At 60.6% G+C, this 18097-nt stretch carries 17 protein-coding genes, 1 tRNA gene and 2 rRNA genes (1 of these 20 cut by a window edge); 12 read left to right on the top strand and 8 right to left on the bottom strand.

What is annotated here, in order from left to right:
* From WI754_RS00210 to WI754_RS00200, 3 genes are all read left to right on the top strand, one after another.
* Positions 1 to 2215: ribosomal RNA gene (locus WI754_RS00210) — 23S ribosomal RNA — on the top strand (it extends 592 nt beyond the left edge of the window).
* A 214-nt stretch (positions 2216 to 2429) separates the two neighbouring features.
* A 5S ribosomal RNA gene (gene rrf / locus WI754_RS00205) occupies positions 2430 to 2544 on the top strand.
* Positions 2545 to 2845: 301 nt separating this feature from the next.
* Positions 2846 to 2922, top strand: a tRNA-Met gene (locus tag WI754_RS00200).
* Between the two features lie 2 nt (positions 2923 to 2924).
* Here WI754_RS00200 and WI754_RS00195 read toward each other — a convergent pair.
* The 7 genes from WI754_RS00195 to WI754_RS00165 all read right to left on the bottom strand — a co-directional run bounded on the left by WI754_RS00195 (position 2925) and on the right by WI754_RS00165 (position 9177).
* A complete protein-coding gene (locus WI754_RS00195) occupies positions 2925 to 3143 on the bottom strand; it encodes a hypothetical protein (RefSeq protein WP_349435552.1) in 219 nt (72 codons plus the stop codon).
* A gap of 39 nt (positions 3144 to 3182) precedes the next feature.
* Positions 3183 to 4019 (bottom strand): CoA ester lyase, encoded by an 837-nt coding sequence (locus WI754_RS00190; RefSeq protein WP_349435551.1) that lies wholly within the window; start codon positions 4017 to 4019, stop codon positions 3183 to 3185.
* The gene (locus WI754_RS00185) at positions 4013 to 4867 is read right to left on the bottom strand and encodes a MaoC family dehydratase N-terminal domain-containing protein (protein ID WP_349435550.1); all 855 of its coding nucleotides are present in this window, start codon (positions 4865 to 4867) and stop codon (positions 4013 to 4015) included. The genes WI754_RS00190 and WI754_RS00185 overlap by 7 nt, the downstream gene beginning before the upstream one ends.
* A gap of 16 nt (positions 4868 to 4883) precedes the next feature.
* A complete protein-coding gene (locus tag WI754_RS00180; protein WP_349435549.1) occupies positions 4884 to 6014 on the bottom strand; it encodes a CaiB/BaiF CoA-transferase family protein in 1131 nt (376 codons plus the stop codon).
* Positions 6007 to 6747: an NAD(P)H-dependent oxidoreductase gene (locus WI754_RS00175; RefSeq protein ID WP_349435548.1), complete on the bottom strand. Its 741-nt coding sequence runs from the start codon at positions 6745 to 6747 to the stop codon at positions 6007 to 6009. Before WI754_RS00175 ends, WI754_RS00180 begins: the two co-directional genes overlap by 8 nt.
* Positions 6748 to 6758: 11 nt before the next feature.
* Positions 6759 to 7919, bottom strand: a complete 1161-nt coding sequence (locus WI754_RS00170; protein WP_349435547.1) for an acyl-CoA dehydrogenase family protein — start codon at positions 7917 to 7919, stop codon at positions 6759 to 6761.
* 313 nt (positions 7920 to 8232) lie between these two features.
* Complete coding sequence (locus WI754_RS00165; protein WP_349435546.1) at positions 8233 to 9177, bottom strand: LysR substrate-binding domain-containing protein; 945 nt, start codon at positions 9175 to 9177, stop codon at positions 8233 to 8235.
* A gap of 102 nt (positions 9178 to 9279) precedes the next feature.
* Between WI754_RS00165 and WI754_RS00160 the strand changes: the two genes are divergently transcribed.
* From WI754_RS00160 to WI754_RS00120, 9 genes are all read left to right on the top strand, one after another.
* The gene (locus WI754_RS00160) at positions 9280 to 9840 is read left to right on the top strand and encodes a thiamine pyrophosphate-binding protein (protein WP_349435545.1); all 561 of its coding nucleotides are present in this window, start codon (positions 9280 to 9282) and stop codon (positions 9838 to 9840) included.
* Positions 9841 to 9845: 5 nt separating this feature from the next.
* Complete coding sequence (locus tag WI754_RS00155; RefSeq protein WP_349435544.1) at positions 9846 to 10433, top strand: thiamine pyrophosphate-dependent enzyme; 588 nt, start codon at positions 9846 to 9848, stop codon at positions 10431 to 10433.
* Position 10434: 1 nt separating this feature from the next.
* Complete coding sequence (locus WI754_RS00150; RefSeq protein WP_349435543.1) at positions 10435 to 11919, top strand: aldehyde dehydrogenase; 1485 nt, start codon at positions 10435 to 10437, stop codon at positions 11917 to 11919.
* A 5-nt stretch (positions 11920 to 11924) separates the two neighbouring features.
* Positions 11925 to 13097 carry an FAD-binding oxidoreductase gene (locus tag WI754_RS00145; protein WP_349435541.1) on the top strand — a complete coding sequence of 391 codons (1173 nt, stop codon included), beginning with the start codon at positions 11925 to 11927 and terminating at the stop codon, positions 13095 to 13097.
* Between the two features lie 26 nt (positions 13098 to 13123).
* Positions 13124 to 13900 carry an SDR family oxidoreductase gene (locus WI754_RS00140; protein WP_349435540.1) on the top strand — a complete coding sequence of 259 codons (777 nt, stop codon included), beginning with the start codon at positions 13124 to 13126 and terminating at the stop codon, positions 13898 to 13900.
* Positions 13901 to 13904: 4 nt separating this feature from the next.
* Positions 13905 to 14354, top strand: a complete 450-nt coding sequence (locus WI754_RS00135; RefSeq protein WP_349435538.1) for a VOC family protein — start codon at positions 13905 to 13907, stop codon at positions 14352 to 14354.
* A gap of 4 nt (positions 14355 to 14358) precedes the next feature.
* Positions 14359 to 15126: a 5-oxoprolinase subunit PxpA gene (locus WI754_RS00130; protein WP_349435537.1), complete on the top strand. Its 768-nt coding sequence runs from the start codon at positions 14359 to 14361 to the stop codon at positions 15124 to 15126.
* A 167-nt stretch (positions 15127 to 15293) separates the two neighbouring features.
* Positions 15294 to 15953, top strand: a complete 660-nt coding sequence (locus WI754_RS00125) for an allophanate hydrolase subunit 1 (protein WP_349437910.1) — start codon at positions 15294 to 15296, stop codon at positions 15951 to 15953.
* On the top strand, positions 15950 to 16987 hold the full coding sequence (locus WI754_RS00120; RefSeq protein ID WP_349435536.1) for a biotin-dependent carboxyltransferase family protein: 1038 nt from the start codon (positions 15950 to 15952) through the stop codon (positions 16985 to 16987). Before WI754_RS00125 ends, WI754_RS00120 begins: the two co-directional genes overlap by 4 nt.
* A gap of 40 nt (positions 16988 to 17027) precedes the next feature.
* On the opposite strand, the gene WI754_RS00115 is transcribed toward WI754_RS00120, so the two are convergent.
* Complete coding sequence (locus WI754_RS00115; protein WP_349435535.1) at positions 17028 to 18059, bottom strand: helix-turn-helix domain-containing protein; 1032 nt, start codon at positions 18057 to 18059, stop codon at positions 17028 to 17030.
* Between the last annotated feature and the right edge of the window lie 38 nt (positions 18060 to 18097).

Genomic DNA, 18097 nt, shown 5'->3' with positions numbered 1-18097 from the left:
CGGCGTACCTTTTGTATAATGGGTCAACGACTTAGTGTGACGAGCAAGCTTAAGCCGATAGGTGAAGGCGCAGCGAAAGCGAGTCTGAACAGGGCGTTCAGTTCGTCGCATTAGACCCGAAACCGAGTGATCTAGCCATGAGCAGGTTGAAGGTTGGGTAACACCAACTGGAGGACCGAACCCGCATCTGTTGCAATAGATTGGGATGACTTGTGGCTAGGGGTGAAAGGCCAATCAAACTCGGAAATAGCTGGTTCTCCGCGAAAACTATTTAGGTAGTGCGTCGACCGAATACCCTCGGGGGTAGAGCACTGGATGGGCTATGGGGACTCACCGTCTTACTGATCCTAACCAAACTCCGAATACCGAGGAGTACTAGTCGGCAGACACACGGCGGGTGCTAACGTCCGTCGTGAAGAGGGCAACAACCCTGACCTCCAGCTAAGGTCCCCAAGTCATGGCTAAGTGGGAAAGGATGTGAGGATCCCAAAACAACCAGGATGTTGGCTTAGAAGCAGCCATCATTTAAAGAAAGCGTAACAGCTCACTGGTCTAAATAAGGGTCTTTGCGCCGAAAATGTAACGGGGCTAAAGCCATGCACCGAAGCTGAGGATAGCGACAACCTTTTAGGTTGCGCTGTGGTAGCGGAGCGTTCCGTAAGCCTGTGAAGGGAGACCCGTGAGGGCTCCTGGAGGTATCGGAAGTGCGAATGTTGACATGAGTAACGATAAAGGGAGTGAGAGACTCCCTCGCCGAAAGACCAAGGGTTCCTGCTTAAAGTTAATCTGAGCAGGGTTAGCCGGCCCCTAAGATGAGGCAGAAATGCGTAGTCGATGGGAACCACGTTAATATTCGTGGGCCTGGTGGTAGTGACGGATTGCACAAGTTGTTCAACCTTATTGGATTGGTTGGGCAGCGGAGCGGTTCCAGGAAATAGCTCCACCGTATAGACCGTACCCGAAACCGACACAGGTGGTCAGGTAGAGTATACCAAGGCGCTTGAGAGAACTATGCTGAAGGAACTCGGCAAATTGCACGCGTAACTTCGGAAGAAGCGTGACCCCACTGCACGCAAGTGTGTTGGGGTGGCACAGACCAGGGGGTAGCGACTGTTTATCAAAAACACAGGGCTCTGCGAAGTTGCAAAACGACGTATAGGGTCTGACGCCTGCCCGGTGCTGGAAGGTTAAGAGGAGAGGTGCAAGCTTTGAATCGAAGCCCCAGTAAACGGCGGCCGTAACTATAACGGTCCTAAGGTAGCGAAATTCCTTGTCGGGTAAGTTCCGACCTGCACGAATGGCGTAACGACTTCCCCGCTGTCTCCAGCATAGACTCAGTGAAATTGAATTCCCCGTGAAGATGCGGGGTTCCTGCGGTCAGACGGAAAGACCCCGTGCACCTTTACTATAGCTTTACACTGGCATTCGTGTCGGCATGTGTAGGATAGGTGGTAGGCTTTGAAGCGGGGACGCCAGTTCTCGTGGAGCCATCCTTGAAATACCACCCTTATCGTCATGGATGTCTAACCGCGGTCCGTTATCCGGATCCGGGACAGTGTATGGTGGGTAGTTTGACTGGGGCGGTCGCCTCCGAAAGAGTAACGGAGGCGCGCGATGGTGGGCTCAGACCGGTCGGAAATCGGTCGTCGAGTGCAATGGCATAAGCCCGCCTGACTGCGAGACTGACAAGTCGAGCAGAGACGAAAGTCGGTCATAGTGATCCGGTGGTCCCGTGTGGAAGGGCCATCGCTCAACGGATAAAAGGTACGCCGGGGATAACAGGCTGATGACCCCCAAGAGTCCATATCGACGGGGTTGTTTGGCACCTCGATGTCGGCTCATCGCATCCTGGGGCTGGAGCAGGTCCCAAGGGTTTGGCTGTTCGCCAATTAAAGCGGTACGTGAGCTGGGTTCAGAACGTCGTGAGACAGTTCGGTCCCTATCTGCCGTGGGTGTAGGAATATTGACAGGATCTGTCCCTAGTACGAGAGGACCGGGATGGACATATCTCTGGTGGACCTGTTGTGGCGCCAGCCGCATAGCAGGGTAGCTATATATGGAATGGATAACCGCTGAAGGCATCTAAGCGGGAAACCAACCTGAAAACGAGTATTCCCTTGAGAACCGTGGAAGACTACCACGTTGATAGGCCGGGTGTGGAAGTGCAGCAATGCATGAAGCTTACCGGTACTAATCGTTCGATTGGCTTGATTGTTCTCATTGCCGATGTTCATCAAAGATGAACATCGTCTCTTCTGTCCTGACGCGCTAGTCGCGCTCCGGACGGCCGCTTGGCCTTGCGGAGCTGCGCTCCGAAGTGCCTCAAGCAGCCTGAAAAAAAAGACGTGTTCAAAAATGAAGTCTCAGACTTCAACCAGCTTCTCATTTGGTTTTGCGCTGTCGCCAGCGCAATTCTTGCCCTTTGCCGACCTGGTGGTTATTGCGGGGTGGCTGCACCCGTTCCCATTCCGAACACGGCCGTGAAACGCCCCTGCGCCGATGGTACTTCGTCTTAAGACGCGGGAGAGTAGGTCGCTGCCAGGTCTGCAAAAGGCAAGAAACAAACCAAATCGTCTTCTCTTCATCCTCCGGCTCAGCCGAAACATCCGGGCCGCCCTCAAGCGGCCTTTTTGCTTCGATAATATACGCCGGATAACAAACAAACGGGCCGCAAAACAGCCCGGAGCCGATATTCGGCTAAAGCCGAATGCGCAGATGCGACAAGTCCCAAAGGACTTGCACAGGGAATACCGACATTTGCCGAAGGCAAATGCGGAGATGCGACAAGTCCTAAAGGACTTGCACAGGGAATACCGACATTTGCCGAAGGCAAATGCGGAGATAACGCGGGGTGGAGCAGCCCGGTAGCTCGTCAGGCTCATAACCTGAAGGCCGCAGGTTCAAATCCTGCCCCCGCAACCAAATCAAAACAAAAGCCCCCAAGCAGAAATGCAAGGGGGCTTTTGACGTTTCTGCCCCGTGGCCAGAAAACCAGCATCAAGCTTCTGCAGATAGTCGTTGTGCTTCAAAGCCTCGAAACGCTTTCCCATTGCGGTCGAGGCAGCCATCGCCGCCATGACGCTGGCGATATGGCCGTGCACGTCAAGCCTCCCCGGCCGGTGGCCCGACGTCTTGCCGATCATCACCGTCTGAACGAGATCGTGCGTATAGGCTCCAAGATTCTAGTTCCCGACGACTTGGCTGGCCGATGGCAAATCAGCGCGCCCAAGGATCTTGCGCGCCCGTTCAAGAACGGGTCGATCGACCATCTCACCGTCGACCTTCAGAGCTTCGCCCGTAGAGGCGACGGAAAGAACCTTGCGCGCCCACTCTACCTGCGCGGCGCACGGCAGGAAGGACCGGAGGATGGGTTCCACTTGGTTCGGGTGGACGGCCATCTTGCCGCCAAAGCCGAGTTCCGCCGCATGACGTGCATCTTCTTGCGTCGCAGTGGAATCGCTAAGGTTCGTCGTTACGCCGTCAAGCGGGGCGGCATGACCTGCTGCTCGCGATCGCCAGACCAGTTCGCTACGGGCGGCAAGCAACGCTAGACGGTCATGGGCGCAGCCGATATCGAGGGAAAAATCGACCGAGCCGAAGGCGGCCATGACGACGTTGTCCGCGGTCAGAATGTCCGGGAGCCGAGAGAGACCGAGCGCGGTCTCGACCAGGGCTATCACGGGCACATCCCGTCCCAGACGGCTTTTCAGGTTGACGATGTCCTGCGGGTTTTCCGCTTTCGGCAGCATGATGCAGATGCCTTCGAGACGACGGACCGCGTCGAGATCGGCCGCGTGCCAGGGCGTGCCGGCCGCGTTGATCCGGACGATAGTGGCAGATGACAGCTTGCACGATCCGGCAACAACTGCGTCTCGCGCGCGCTCCTTGTCTGCCACCACAACGGCGTCCTCCAGGTCGAGGATGACGGCATCTGTTCCGCTGGTATCGGCCTTGCCGAAGCGGTCTGGGCGCGAGGCGGGCACGAACAGCGGTGCGACCGGCGGATGAAATGCTACCATTGTGCGCTGGCCCTCATGGTGATCTGGTAATCCGCATCGGCGACGTCCAGCTCCAGGCTAGTGTCCGGCCGCGGTGTCGCACGCAAGTGCAAGCGCTGCGGGCCGGTCGCAGGGCTGATGCCGCGGAACGAAAAGCGTTCCGGCGCGCGACCGGCGATCAAGGCGGCATAGTTCAGGAGCAGCGTCGCCTGCAGCGGTCCATGGATGACCAGGCCCGGATAGTGCTCGACCTCGGTCGCATAGGGCGCGTCGTAGTGGATGCGGTGTCCGTTGAAGGTAAGGGCAGAGTAGCGGAACAGAAGCACGGCATCCACATCGACAGCCTGTTGGTGTGGTGCCGGCGGCAACACCGCGAACGCAGGTGCCGCCGCTCTGCTGCCGTCACCGGCATCTGCGGCTTCGCGGTAAACGATAGTCTGGTCTTCCTCTATGATCGGGCTGCCTGCGGCGCTGAACGTATGGTGCACTGTGACGAAGACCAGCGAACCGGTGCGGCCCTGTTTCTCCTCGATCTTGCGGATGGTCGAATGGCGCCGGATGCTCTGTCCCAAAGCGATGGAGCCCTTGAATGTCACGTCGCTGGCAGCCCACATCCGGCGCGGAAGCGGCACCGGCGGCAGGAAACCGCCTTTGGCCGGATGTCCGTCCGGTTCGAGTTCGCCGGCATCTGCGATGTCAGGCGCCAGGCACCAATGGAGACCCAGCGGTGCGGCTGCGTCGCCAGGCTTCGCAGCATGCGGCGCAAGTGTCGCGCTCAAACTTTCGACCAGGCGCGGGGTGACGATATCCTCGACGTCTCTGGTCCGTCCCACCCAATTCTGCAGATCGACAACCTTCTCCGGGCTCACGTGCACATCTCCTTCGTCAGGTGGCAAACTCGGCGCGGATCAGCTCCGTCTGGCCTCCCAGGGCGGGAACCACGGGAACGACATCGTCCGCAGCTCGGCCTGCCGGCCTGGGCACCGAGATGGTCTTGCCGTCCGGCAGTGTAACCTGCATCTGGCGCAGGGCCGGATGCTGCGGCAGATCCCGCACTTCCGAAACTCTGCCCCAGGCGTTCTGGGCCTTGTTGAGCCGCCGGATTGCCTCGTTGCAATCCATGGCCGTGAAGGCGGGCTCTATGTGCCTGTCCAGCGTTTCGCGGTTCGCCACGCGCTGCGCATTGGTGGCGAAACGCGGGTCATCGATCAGGTCGGGGCGCTCAAGCACGATGGTGCAGAACCGCTTCCACTCGCTGTTTTGCTGGATGGAAACGACAACCGCGCCGCCGTCGCGGCAGGTATAGGGACGGTAGGGGTAGATAGACGCATGGGCGAGACCGTATCGGGCCGTTTCCCGTCCGGCATGGGCATAATACAGAAGGGGCACGGCCATCCAGTCGGCCATGCCATCGAACATGGCGATCTCGATCACACGGCCCCGGCCGGTCTTCTCGCGCGTCAGCAACGCTTCGAGGATGGCCGCGTGAGCGTTCATGCCGGTCGCAATATCCGCTGCAGACACGCCGATCTTGCTCGGTGTGTCGGGAGAGCCGGTGACGGCGCAGAGGCCGCTTTCCGCCTGGACGAGCATGTCGTAGGCGCGCATGTGGGCGTAGGCCGTGTCTTGCCCGTAGCCCACGATGTTGACGGCGAGCAGGCGCGGAAAGCGCGCGGCAATGACGTCTGTCGACAACCCCAGGCGATCGATCGCGCCTGGGGCAAGATTCTGCACCAGCACGTCGGCCTTCGCCACCATGCGGTGGAAAAGGGAAAGATCGGCCTCCGATTTCAGATCGAGCGCGGCGCTTTCCTTGCCGCGGTTGAGCCAGACGAAATATGCCGACATCCCCTCGACAGTGGAATCGTAATGACGTGCCGTCTCGCCTTCAGGCCGCTCGATCTTGACGACACGGGCGCCGGCATCGGCAAGGCGCACCGTGCAGAGCGGTGCGGCAACTGCCTGTTCGATGGAGACGACGAACAGGCCTTCCAGAGGCCTGGCGGCGCTAGACATTGCGCTGCACTCCGGAGCGGGCCAGAACGCCGGGCTTCAGGCGCTCGTTCGGGCCGTAGTCGTCCTTCGGGTGGAAGAACAGGGGCGGGGTCGTCTCGAGCTCGCCAAGACGCTTCCGGTAGGCCTCGAGATAGGCCTTGCGGCCGTCTTCGCCGACACGACCGGGCATGTAGGCCACGAAGGGGGGCAGGACGTCGAAGCCGCTGTAGCGGCAGAGGCCATTGTGGATCGGCCAGAGCACGGTCAGGATATCGCCGTCGATGCCATCGGGCGCGTAGGTGTCTGCCGATGTTCCCGTCGTTGCGGCGACCATGGCAAGCTTGCCCTTGAACATGCCGGTATCATACTTGCGGCCGGGCATGTAAGCGAAGCCACGGGCAAACACGCGGTCGGCCCAGCCCTTGAGGACAGCCGGCATACCGAACCACCAGACGGGGAACTGGAAGATCACCAGATCCGCGCGCTTGAGCTTTTCCATTTCGGCGGTGATGTCGCTTGCCAGGGTACCGGCATCATAGGCCGCCGTCTGTTCCTTCGGCAGGCTGAAAAACTCCGAATCCGTCAGTTCGCTTGTCATGTCGTCACGCCCTGCGACAGGATTGAAGCCCATCGCGTAGAGATCGCTGACGACCACCCCGTGGCCTGCCGCCGTCAGCGTTTCAATGGCGACATCTTTCATTGCGCCGTTGAAGGATTTCGGTTCCGGGTGGGCATAGACGATGAGGACGTTCAAGAGGCTTACTCCTAGTAGGAACGCGGCATGCCGAGCACATGTTCGGCGATGTAGGACAGGATCAGATTGGTCGAAATGGGTGCGACCTGGTAAAGGCGCGTCTCGCGGAACTTGCGCTCCACATCGTATTCCTCCGCGAAGCCGAAGCCCCCATGCGTCTGGATGCAGGCATTGGCGGCCTCGTTCGAGGCATCGGCGGCCAGCATCTTGGCCATGTTGGCCTCGGCGCCTGGATTCTTGCCCGCCTCGTACAGGCTCAGCGCCTCGCGCACCATGAGCTCTGCCGCGCGCATATTGGCATAGGCCTTGGCGATCGGGAACTGGATGCCCTGGTTCTGTCCGATCGGGCGGCCGAAGACGCTGCGATCTTTCGCGTAGTTGGAGGCCTTCTCGATGAACCATTTGGCGTCGCCGATGCATTCGGCTGCAATCAGGATGCGCTCGGCATTCATGCCCGACAGGATATAGCGGAAACCCTTGCCTTCCTCACCGATCAGATGATCGGCCGGCACGTGAAGATCGTCGAAGAAAACCTCGGTCGTCGCGTGGTTCATCATCGTTCGGATGGGGCGGATGGTTAGGCCGCTGCCCTTGGCTTCGCGCATGTCGACCAAAAGCACCGAGAGGCCATCGGTCTTCTTCATGCCTTCGGTAAGCGCAGTCGTCCGGGCAAGCAGCAGCATCAGGTCGGAATGCTCCGCCCTGCTCGTCCAGATCTTCTGGCCGCGGACCACATAGTGGTCTCCGTCCAGCCGCGCGGTGGTCTTCAGCGCGCCAGTGTCGGTGCCGCTCGTTGGCTCGGTGACGCCGAAGGCCTGTAGCCGCAGCTCGCCGGCGGCGATCGCAGGCAGATACTTTTCCTTCTGCGTCTGGGAGCCGTGCCGCAGAAGCGTTCCCATGGTGTACATCTGGGCATGGCACGCACCGCCATTGCAGCCGGCGCGCTGGATCTCCTCCAGAACCGCAGCCGCAGCCGAAAGCGGCAATCCCGCTCCGCCGAACTCTTCGGGGATCAGGATCGAAAGCCAGCCGGCTTCCGTCAAGGCGTCGACGAAGGCCTGGGGATATGCCATCTCCCTATCAAGCGCGCGCCAGTATTCTCCGGGGAAACGTCGGCAGAGCTTTTCGACGGCTTCGCGAATGTCCGAATAGTCGTCGACAGCGTGGCTCATGGCTTTTCTGGCTCCTCGTGCAAGAGCTCTCTTGCTAATGCCCACTGGGGCCTGAGCACAACGACAGAGTGGTGAGATCAGCTATGCCAGAATTATATATGATGTCGGATTTCGTGCGCATTCTGGGTATGGACAGGTATTCCAACCGGCCAGCAGGTCCACGTCAATCATCCTGGTGAAGCGGACCGAATCTCGTCGCGTGCTGACTCCAGCCGATGCCCGATATCGTCTGTGCGGATATCTCGGCGCATCCAGAACGGAACATCAGACCCGGTGAAACCGAACTGCGGCTATGCGCATCTGCGCGGGAGGGCTAGGGCGATGCCAATGCCGTCTCCGGGAGCCGGCCCGACCAAATCCCTTGTTGCACGAGCGTTGCCACACTGGTTGCGATGACCTGGCCGGCAAACCGGGCGAGGCGCGGTACGGGCCGATCTGTCGGATAGGACATGATCAATCGCCGCATGGGCACGGGGTTCACAATGGGGGCCGCACACAGTCTTCCTTCTGTCAGGTCCTCGTGAATTGGGGCGAGCGGCAGGACCGTGACGCCGTGCCCCTTGCTCACGAGGGACTTCAGCGTCGAATAGCTGTCGGCCTCGACCTTCACGTCGAGTGCGATGTTCACCTCCTGGGCATGTTTTTCGAGGATGGAGCGCAAGCCATGGCCGATACTCGGTATCAGCAGTCGATAATCGGCCAAGGCCGAAAACTCGACCGGTGTGTCCTGGTCGAGGCCGGAATCCGGCGGTCCGATCAAAAACAGCGTCTCTTCCAGCAGGGGCTGCGTGCGCAAAGCCCGTGCCGATTTCGGATCATAGAGAATTGCCGCATCGATCTCGCCGCGATGCAGCCAGTCGAGAAGATAGCCGGAATAGGCGCTGACGATGCGCAGCGTGGCTTCCGGGTGCGCTTCGCGAAAAGCGGAAACGAGCGGCTCCGACAGGATATCTGAAGCGGTCGGCGGCATGCCGATCGAGACATGGCCGCGCAGTGGTGCGCCCTCGTCGAGCACGACCGCGCGGATCTCCTCGAGCTCGCTCATCACTCTCAGTGCGTGAAGCAAGACATCCCGGCCCTGTTCTGTCACGACCATGCCCCGCCCATGCCGGTCGAACAGGCGCGTGCCAAGCTCCTCTTCCAGCAGGCGTATCTGTCGGCTCAGAGCGGGCTGGGCGATATGCAGCCTGTCGGAAGCCTTGGACAGGCTGCCGAGTTCGGCGACGTGGATGAGCGTTCGAAGCTGGGAGATCTCCATTGATATACAATATCGTTATATCTGATCGAAAAAAAGGGTCGATGTAGAAACAATTCGAATAGGGCATAGAAAGAATACGAAGAAACAACACGGGAGGCGAGCTTGGGTGCCGCTGCAGTCATTTCAGCACAACAAGGCAGAACGGGCAGAGATTTGGCGACGGAATGGCCAGTTGAGCTCTACGAGACGCTAAAGTCCGCTGGCGTCAACCACATGTCTTACGTTCCTGATGCTGGCCACTCCACACTGATCCGCCTCTTCAATGAAGATCAAGACGTTGTTGCCAACGTACTGACGACGGAAGAAGAGGGTGTCGCTATTGCCGCCGGGACATGGCTTGGCGGTAAGCGCAGCGTCATCCTGATGCAGTCCTCTGGTGTCGGGAATTGCATCAACATGCTCTCCCTGCCGGTACAGGCACGCTTTCCACTTCTGATGCTCGTGACGATGCGCGGCGAGTGGGCTGAATTCAATCCCTGGCAGGTGCCAATGGGGCAGGCCACCCAAGCAGCTCTTGAAGCGATCGGCGTGACGGTGCTGCGGGCAGAGACCGGTGAGGATCTAGTCGAGGTCGTCTCCCAAGCAGCAACAATGGCCTACGACGCGGACCAGCAGATTGCGGTTCTGATTGGCCAGCGCCTCCTGGGCAAGAAGAAATGGTGAGCCAGATGACACTTCCGACAATGGATCGCCGCGATGCGGTGAAGAAGCTTCTCGATGCGCGCGATGACGCTCTGGTCATAACCGGTCTCGGCTCTCCGAGCTACGATGTGCATGCAGCCGGAGACCGCGACGATAATTATTATCTCTGGGGCGCCATGGGCGGTGCTGCCCTGGTTGCTCTCGGTGTTGCGCAGGCGCAGCCTGAAAAGCGGGTCATGGTGATTACCGGCGACGGCGAGCAGTTGATGGCCTTTGGAGCGCTCGCGACGATCTCGGTTGCCAAGCCGAAGAACCTTGATGTCATCGTGCTGGACAACCAGCATTTTGGCGAGACGGGAATGCAGTCGAGCCATACCGGCCGAGGCATCGCTTTCGACAAGGTGGCAGCCGCCTGCAGCTTTTCGGAAACGGCGGAATTGCGCACGCTCGAAGAGGTCGATGCGCTGACGCGGCGGTTGCGCGAGCCTGCCGACGGCCCGCGGCTCTTCGTGCTGAAGATCGCCGCTGAAAACCTGCCGCGTTCCCTACCGCCGCGTGATGCCGTGTATATCAAGAACCGCTTCCGCGGACATCTCGGCTTGGGAACCTGCTGAGATGAGCGCGGCGCTTGTCGAGTTTCTGAATACGGTCGCGGGCCAGAGCCGTTCTTCGTCCGCGACATTCGAATCCTACGATCCATACACGGGCAAGCCTTGGGCACTCATTCCCCGGAACAGCGCAGCGGAGGTGGATGCCGCCGTGGCGGCCGCGAAGGCGGCCTTCCGGTCCAACGAATGGGGTGGATTGAACCCGACAGCGCGCGGAAAACTCCTCGTGCGTCTTGCCGAGCTGATCTCCGCCAACGCGGAACGCCTTGCAGCCATTGAAACCCGCGACAATGGCAAGCTGATCACCGAGATGACGGCGCAGTTGCGCTACATCCCCGAGTGGTTCCGCTATTTCGGCGGCTTGGCCGACAAGATCGAAGGCTCGGTTCTGCCGATCGACAAGCCCGGCATGTTTGCCTTCACCCGGCATGAGCCGATCGGCGTGATTGCGGCGATCGTGCCTTGGAATTCACCGCTGATGCTTCTGACCTGGAAGCTTGCGCCATTGCTTGCCGCCGGCAATACGGCCGTCATCAAGCCGTCGGAGCACACTTCCGCATCGACTTTGGAATTCGTGAAGCTCTTTGCTGAGGCGGGCTTCCCCGCGGGTGTTGTGAACACTGTGACCGGGATGCCGCAAGATGTCGGAGTGCCGCTGGTCTCCCACCCCGACGTCGCGAAGATTGCATTTACCGGTGGCGAACCGGGCGGGATAGCCGTCTATCGCGCCGCTGCCGAACAGCTGAAGACCGTCACCCTGGAACTGGGCGGCAAGTCTGCGAACATTGTCTTCAACGACGCCAATATAGAGAGCGCGGTCAACGGCGCGATTTCCGGCATTTTTGCCGCCAGCGGCCAAACCTGCATTGCCGGCTCCCGGCTTCTGGTGCATCGGAAGGTGCACGACCAGGTGGTGGAGCGGGTCGTGAACCTGGCGGCGACGGCCCGGATCGGCAATCCGGCTCTTGCCGATACCCAGGTGGGGCCGATCACCACGCAGGCCCAGCGCGAAAAGGTGTTGGGCTATCTCGATATTGCAAGAGGCGAGGGCGCCACGTGCGTGCTGGGAGGCGGGAAGCCTGCGGCACAAGACCTGGCCAGTGGCTGGTTCGTCGAACCCAGCATCTTCACCGGCGTGGACAATTCCATGCGGATTGCCCGCGAGGAGGTCTTCGGGCCGATCCTGAGCGTCATCCCCTTTGATGATGACGAAGAGGCTTTCGCGATCGCCAATGACAGTCCCTACGGGCTCGCGGCGGGCTTGTGGACCGCAGATATGGGGAGGGCACTGCGCGGCGCGGCGGCAATGGAAGTCGGCACGGTCTGGATCAACACCTACCGGGCCATCAGTTACATGGCCCCGTTCGGCGGGTACAAGAAGAGCGGCATCGGGCGCGAGAGCGGCCAGGAAGCGATTGAAGCCTATCTCCAGACGAAGACGGTCTGGATCGATACGCTCGGCGCGACGGCTAATCCTTTCGTGATACGGTAGGGGACATGGCGCAGTCGTCCGAATCCGTGGTTATCATCGGTGGAGCGATCGTCGGCAGTTCGATCGCCTACTTTCTTCGGGAGCAGGGCTTTGCGGGCTCCGTGACTGTTGTCGAACGCGATCCGAGCTACCAGTTCTCCTCGACGGCGCTCTCGGCGGCGTCGATCCGGACGCAGTTCGGAACACCGGTTAATATCCATATGAGCCTGTTCGGGGCCGAATTCATTCGCACCATCAAGGACCGCTTCGGCGCTGGTGCGGATATCGGTTTTGTCGAGCGCGGCTATCTCATCCTGGGTGGGCCGGAGACGGTCGAGGTTCGTCGCGCCGGCGTGGAGATGCAGCGCCTCGAAGGCGCGGATGTGGCGGCACTTTCCCCGGATGAGGCACGAAAACTTTATCCGTGGCTGAATGTCGAGGACATCGGCGTCGCCACCACCGCCTGGCGTAACGAGGGATGGTTCGATGCCTGGTCGCTTCTTTCTCTGCTGCGACGTGCGGCCCGCGCGCGGGACGTGACCTATGTCGAAGGCCACGCCGAAGGGATCGAACTTGACGGCGACCGTGTCACCGGGGTCAGGCTTTCGGATGGAACCGTGATCGCGGCTGATTGGTGCGTCAATGCAGCCGGTGCCGCTTCAGCCGCCGTCGTGCGCAAACTCGGAATCGAGCTTCCGGTCTGCGCCCGCAAGCGCACCGTCTTCAGCATCAAGGCGCCGCTTGAAAGATCGAACGTTCCTATGCTCTTTGACACCTCCGGCGCCTGGATCCGGCCCGAGGGCGAGGGTTTCATCTGCGGTATTGCACCTGGCGAAGACAATGACCCGGATGCTGATGGCGATTTCGAGCCGGCGCATGAACTTCTGGAGGAGTTCCTCTGGCCAGCGCTGGCGCATAGAATTCCGGTTCTCGAACAGTTGCGCGTGGAGCGCGCCTGGGCGGGTCACTATGAGGTCAATATGCTGGATCACAACGGCATCATCGGGCCGCATGATAAGATCGGCAATCTGGTCTTCGCGACCGGTTTTTCCGGGCACGGCGTGATGCACGCGCCAGCGACCGGGCGCGGGGTTGCCGAGTTCATCACCCATGGCCAATACCGAACGATCGATTTGTCGCCTCTCGGTTTCGGGCGCGTCCGCTCGGGCACGCCGCTGCACGAGACGGTAGTCTATTAACGCAGGAAGTCAGAAGGAGTGGCACCATGAAACTCGCCAACAGGGTAGCAGTTATCACCGGCGGAGCACGAGGAATCGGGCGCGCCTGTGCCGAGCGTTTTCTGGCAGAAGGCGCGAAAGTGGTTATCGCAGATGTCGACGCCACCCGTTTACACGAAACGGCGTCCGCGATCGGCACGCCCGACAAGGTCCTCGCCGTCGTCACCGACGTCAGCAAGAAGGATCAGGTGGATGCGCTGATCGTCGCTGCCGTGCAGAAGTTCGGCCGTGTCGATATCATGGTCAACAACGCGGGCATCGCGATGATGCAGGACTTCCTCGATGTAACGGAAGAGGACTACGACAAGGTTCTGGGCGTCAATCTGAAGGGTGCCTTCCTTGGCGTTCAGGCGGCTGCCCGTCAGATGATTGCGCAGGGCGAGGGCGGCGTCATCATCAACATGTCCTCCATCAATTCCGGCCTCGCCAATCCGCGTGTTTCGACCTACGCCATCTCCAAGGGTGGCATGAACCAGGTCACCGGCACTGCCGCGGTTGCCTTTGCGCCCTACGGGATCCGCGTGGTCGGCGTCGGGCCTGGCACAATCATGACCGAAATGGTGGATGGTTCCTTTATCGATTCGGAAGCAACGCGGCGGGCAGTTCTCTCCCGTACTCCGATGGGCCGCTGCGGCACTGTCGAGGAAATCGCCGCCGTCACGGCCTTCCTGGCCAGCGATGACGCTTCCTACATCACCGGCGAGACGATCTACCCCGACGGCGGACGCCGTGTTCTCAACTACATCGTTCCGGTGAAGGAGTAATCCGATGGCGAATTTCGACAAGCTGCATCACATCTGCATCGTCGTCGCCGATGTCGACAAGACTCAAGGATGGTATGAATCGATCGGTATCGGTCCGTGGCAGGAATATCCGCCCCTCAAGGAATACACCGAACTGGACGTTCCCAGCCGGGAAGGTTTCTTCAACCTCAAATACCGTTTCTGCAATCTGCCAAATATCCAGCTTCAACTCTGCCAACCGGACGACCAGCCGAGCCCGCAGCGCCACTTCCTGGATACCAAGGGTGATGGTGTCTTCCATATCGGCTTCGAGGTTCCTGACGCCAATGAGGCAGAGGCCAGCGCCAGGGCGGCGGGCCTTTCTGTTCTGATGCGTGGCCGGCGCGATACCGGAACGGGTTTCAATTACTACGACACGGCAGAGGGCGGCGGTGTCGTGCTGCTGACACGGGCAACGCCGAAGGCTGCAGGATAGGTCCATGAAGGCGGCGATTGATCTCAATTCCGATCTGGGCGAAGGGTTTGGCCCCTGGCGCATGGGCGACGACGAGGCGATCCTCAATGTTGTCACCAGTGCCAACATTGCCTGCGGAGGGCATGCCGGCGATCCGGCGACCATGGTCGAGACCTTGGCCATGGCGCGCCTGAAAGGCGTTGTCGTCGGAGCTCATCCGGGCTTTGCCGACCGGGAGGGGTTCGGCCGGCGCCTCATTCCGCTGACGGTGACGGAGGTCGAGCAGCTCGTGGCAACCCAGATAGGTGCGCTGATGGGAGCGGCGGCGCTGGCCGGCGCGACGATCCGCTATGTGAAGCCACATGGCGCGCTTGGTAACTGGGCGGCCGATAACGGTCCGGCCGCCGAGGCGGTCGTGAGGGCAACCAAGGCGCTATCACGGGATCTCGCGATCCTGGCGATTTCAGGAACCGAGCTGGAACATGCGGCTCGGGAGGCTGACCTCACCGTGTTCAGCGAAATATTTGCCGATCGCGGCTATCTGTCGACCGGCCGGCTCGTGCCGCGCAGTCATGAGGAGGCCATGATCCACGATCCCGAGGCCGCCGCATCCCGGCTCATCGAGTTTCTGTCGACCGGGCTGATGCCGACCGTCGACGGCGATCCGATCCCGCTGGAAGCGCATTCCATCTGCGTGCATGGCGATAGCGATGGCGCAATGGCCATGGCCCGCCATATCCGCAGCAAACTGCAGGCTGCTGGAACGGCTGTGCGTCCATTTTTGCAGAACTGAAAGAGCGCACACGCGCCCGGTCCCGCCGCCCAGGAAAACGCCGGCGTAAGTAACCGGCTTTGCCTCCCGATGGACAGGGCGGCGAGCGTTCTGACCGATTTAACTTAACGAGCGACGTGTGTACCGTGCTGATACCACCAGACCATGATTATCCTCTCTATCGTCCGGTGGCAGACCATGCTCTGTTGGTGGAGTTTGGCGACGTCATTGACAATCACATCCACGACAGGGTGCTGCGGCTCGACATGGCGCTAATAAGCCGGCCTTTCGAGGGGTTCGTGGAGGCTGTGCCGGCCTATGCGAGCGTCCTCCTCCGCTTCGATCCGCTTGTGACGGATCATCGGACGGTCCAGACGAAGGTCGCCGCATTGATCGCCTCATGCTCCGACCATGTTGGGGCGGGTTCCCTGCGCGAGGTCGCCGTCTGCTACGATCCCGAGTTCGCTCCAGATCTCGCCCCTATCGCCGAGGCGACCGGTCTGGCACCCGAGGACGTCATTCAGGCCCATCTGAGCGGTGACTACAGCGTTTTCATGTATGGGTTCGCGCCGGGCTATGCCTATCTCGCTGGCGTTCTGGGACAAATTCAGATGCCGCGCAAGGACGCCGCCGTCCGTGGAATTCCGGCCGGCAGCATCATCATCGCCGGGCCGCAATGTCTCGTCACGACGCTCACCATGCCGACCGGCTGGTGGATTATCGGGCGGTCTCCCACCAAGATCCTCGATGCGTCGTCCGATGAGCGACCCTTCCTCTTCGATGTCGGCGATCGGGTGAAATTCCAGCGCATTTCGCGGGCGCAATTCGATGCGGGCGTCGGCGCATGAGCGAGGCTGTTCTGTCCGTCCATTCTGCAGGTCCGCACGTTTCCATCCAGGATGCAGGGCGGTTTGGTTTCCTGCGCTATGGCGTTCCCGCGTCGGGCCCGATGGACCGCGCCTCGTTCGCCGCTGCCAATATCGCGCTTGGCAATCAGGTCAACCAGCCCGCTGTCGAGATTTCCATGGGTGGGCTGGTGTTGGATTGCCTTACCGGCTCCGTCACCTTCGCCGTGGCCGGTGGCGGCTTCATGCTTGATCTTGCGGGGCGTAAAATGGGCTCCTGGACGATTGCGACTTTGACCGAAGGTCAGCGTCTGGCCATCCGTCCGGGACATTGGGGCAGTTGGACCTATCTGGCTTTTGCCGGTGAACTGACGGCCGAAAAGTGGCTTGGCAGTTCGTCCACCCATGCGATGTCCGGGCTCGGAGGCGGGCGACTGACCGCAGGAACTCAACTGAGCGTCATGGAGGCCGCGGTGCGACCGGAACGCGAGGGATCCATACCGTGCCCGGTTACTGCACGTCCAAAATCGGAGCTGCATGTCGTTCTCGGACCGCAGGACCGCTTCTTCTCGCGAAAGACGATCGAGACGTTTCTGGCGTCACCTTACCGCCTGACGGACGCCTATGACCGCATGGGTGTGCGCCTGCAGGGGGCGGCCCTGAAGCCGGACGGGCTGCTCAACATGCCGTCCGAAGCGATCGTCAGGGGCTCGGTGCAGGTAGCCGGTGACGGCGTTGCCACGGTGCTGCTCGCAGATCACCAGACCACGGGCGGCTATCCGAAGATCGCGACGGTCCTGGATGTCGACCTTGATGCCTTCGCCCAGTTGCGGCCCCGTGATCTCGTCGCCTTCCGACAGGTCACGCCGGCGCAGGCCCTTGCCCTGACCAGGATGCGGGCAGCAACCGCTGTGCGTTACCTGGAGGCGATCGCCAAGCCGCGTGGCACGCTGGAGCAAAGATTGATGAGCGAAAATCTGATCGGTGGCGTTGTCGATGCCCATCGTTCGCATGATCACGCCTCACAAGGGAATTAGAGGGAGTCTTTCGCGATTGCGCTATCATGCAGGAACTCCTTCACCTCAGCTTGCTTGGTGCGAGCCCATATCGCGCCCGAAATGCCGTAGCCAAATGGGCGGAGTCGGCAAATCCGGTTTCGAAAGCGATTTGGGTCATGGCCAACCCACTGTTCTCGACTAGGAAGCGTGCGTAACGCAGCCTCGTTTCAAGAATGAACCGTTTCGGTGTCATGGCCGTGTGTTGCAGGAATAGCCGCCCGAACTGGCGGGGGGAGAGCCCGACAGTTTTGGCGACCTCTTCAGGTGTCACCATCCGTCCCTTGCGGCTTTCGATGAGCACCACGGCCTTCTGGATCCTGGAGTCCCCAATGTCGCGAAAGGTCGTTGCCCTCTCCTGATCAAAGGCACTCATTCCCATCGGATCTGTCAGCGAAAGCTGGTGGACGACCTTCGCTGCCCGATCAGGACCGCAGTGATTGCGAATAAGCTCTGTCATCAAGGATAGGATGGAGATCCCGCCTGGGACGGTCAGGCGTCCCTTATCGACCAGGAAGTCGCTTTTCATCGAGAAGGGAATGCGCGGAAAGGCCATCCGGAAATCTTCCGCATGGAATGGATGGAGAGACGCCCGGTGGTCGGATAACAGACCCTCCTGGGCCATCACGAAGGCGCCTGTGCACACGCCAATCACCGGGACACCGGCTGAGGCGGCGACCCTCAGATAGTCACGATGCTTGCTCGGTGCGGCACGCAGATGAGGAAGCAGGCCGCCGATCACAGCGATGTAGTCAAAGTCCGTCGGATTGATGTAGGGCGCGTCTGGCTGGACGCGGATGCCGCAACTCGCCACGGCTGCCCGGCTGGGATCGCCCATGATCGACCAACGACAATAAAGCGGGCGGGAGTTGTCGGCGAAGTCGGCGGCGTGGCGTAGCGGCTCGACAATGCCCGCGAGTGACATCATCGGGAATGTCGGCCACAACAAAATGCCGACAGACAGATCGGGTTTCCGATCGCGCGCGGCCAGCAGACGTTCCTGCCACAGCCCATCCAGCCAACGGACATAGTCGTCGCCCGTCTGGCCTTCCACGTGATCTGTCTCCACGTTCACGGTCCTCCGTTGAATCA

The organism is Pararhizobium sp. A13 (assembly GCF_040126305.1).
Classification (GTDB): domain Bacteria; phylum Pseudomonadota; class Alphaproteobacteria; order Rhizobiales; family Rhizobiaceae; genus Pararhizobium.
The sequence above is the reverse complement of the archived record's forward strand: the minus strand, read 5'-3'. Positions and strand labels throughout refer to the sequence as shown.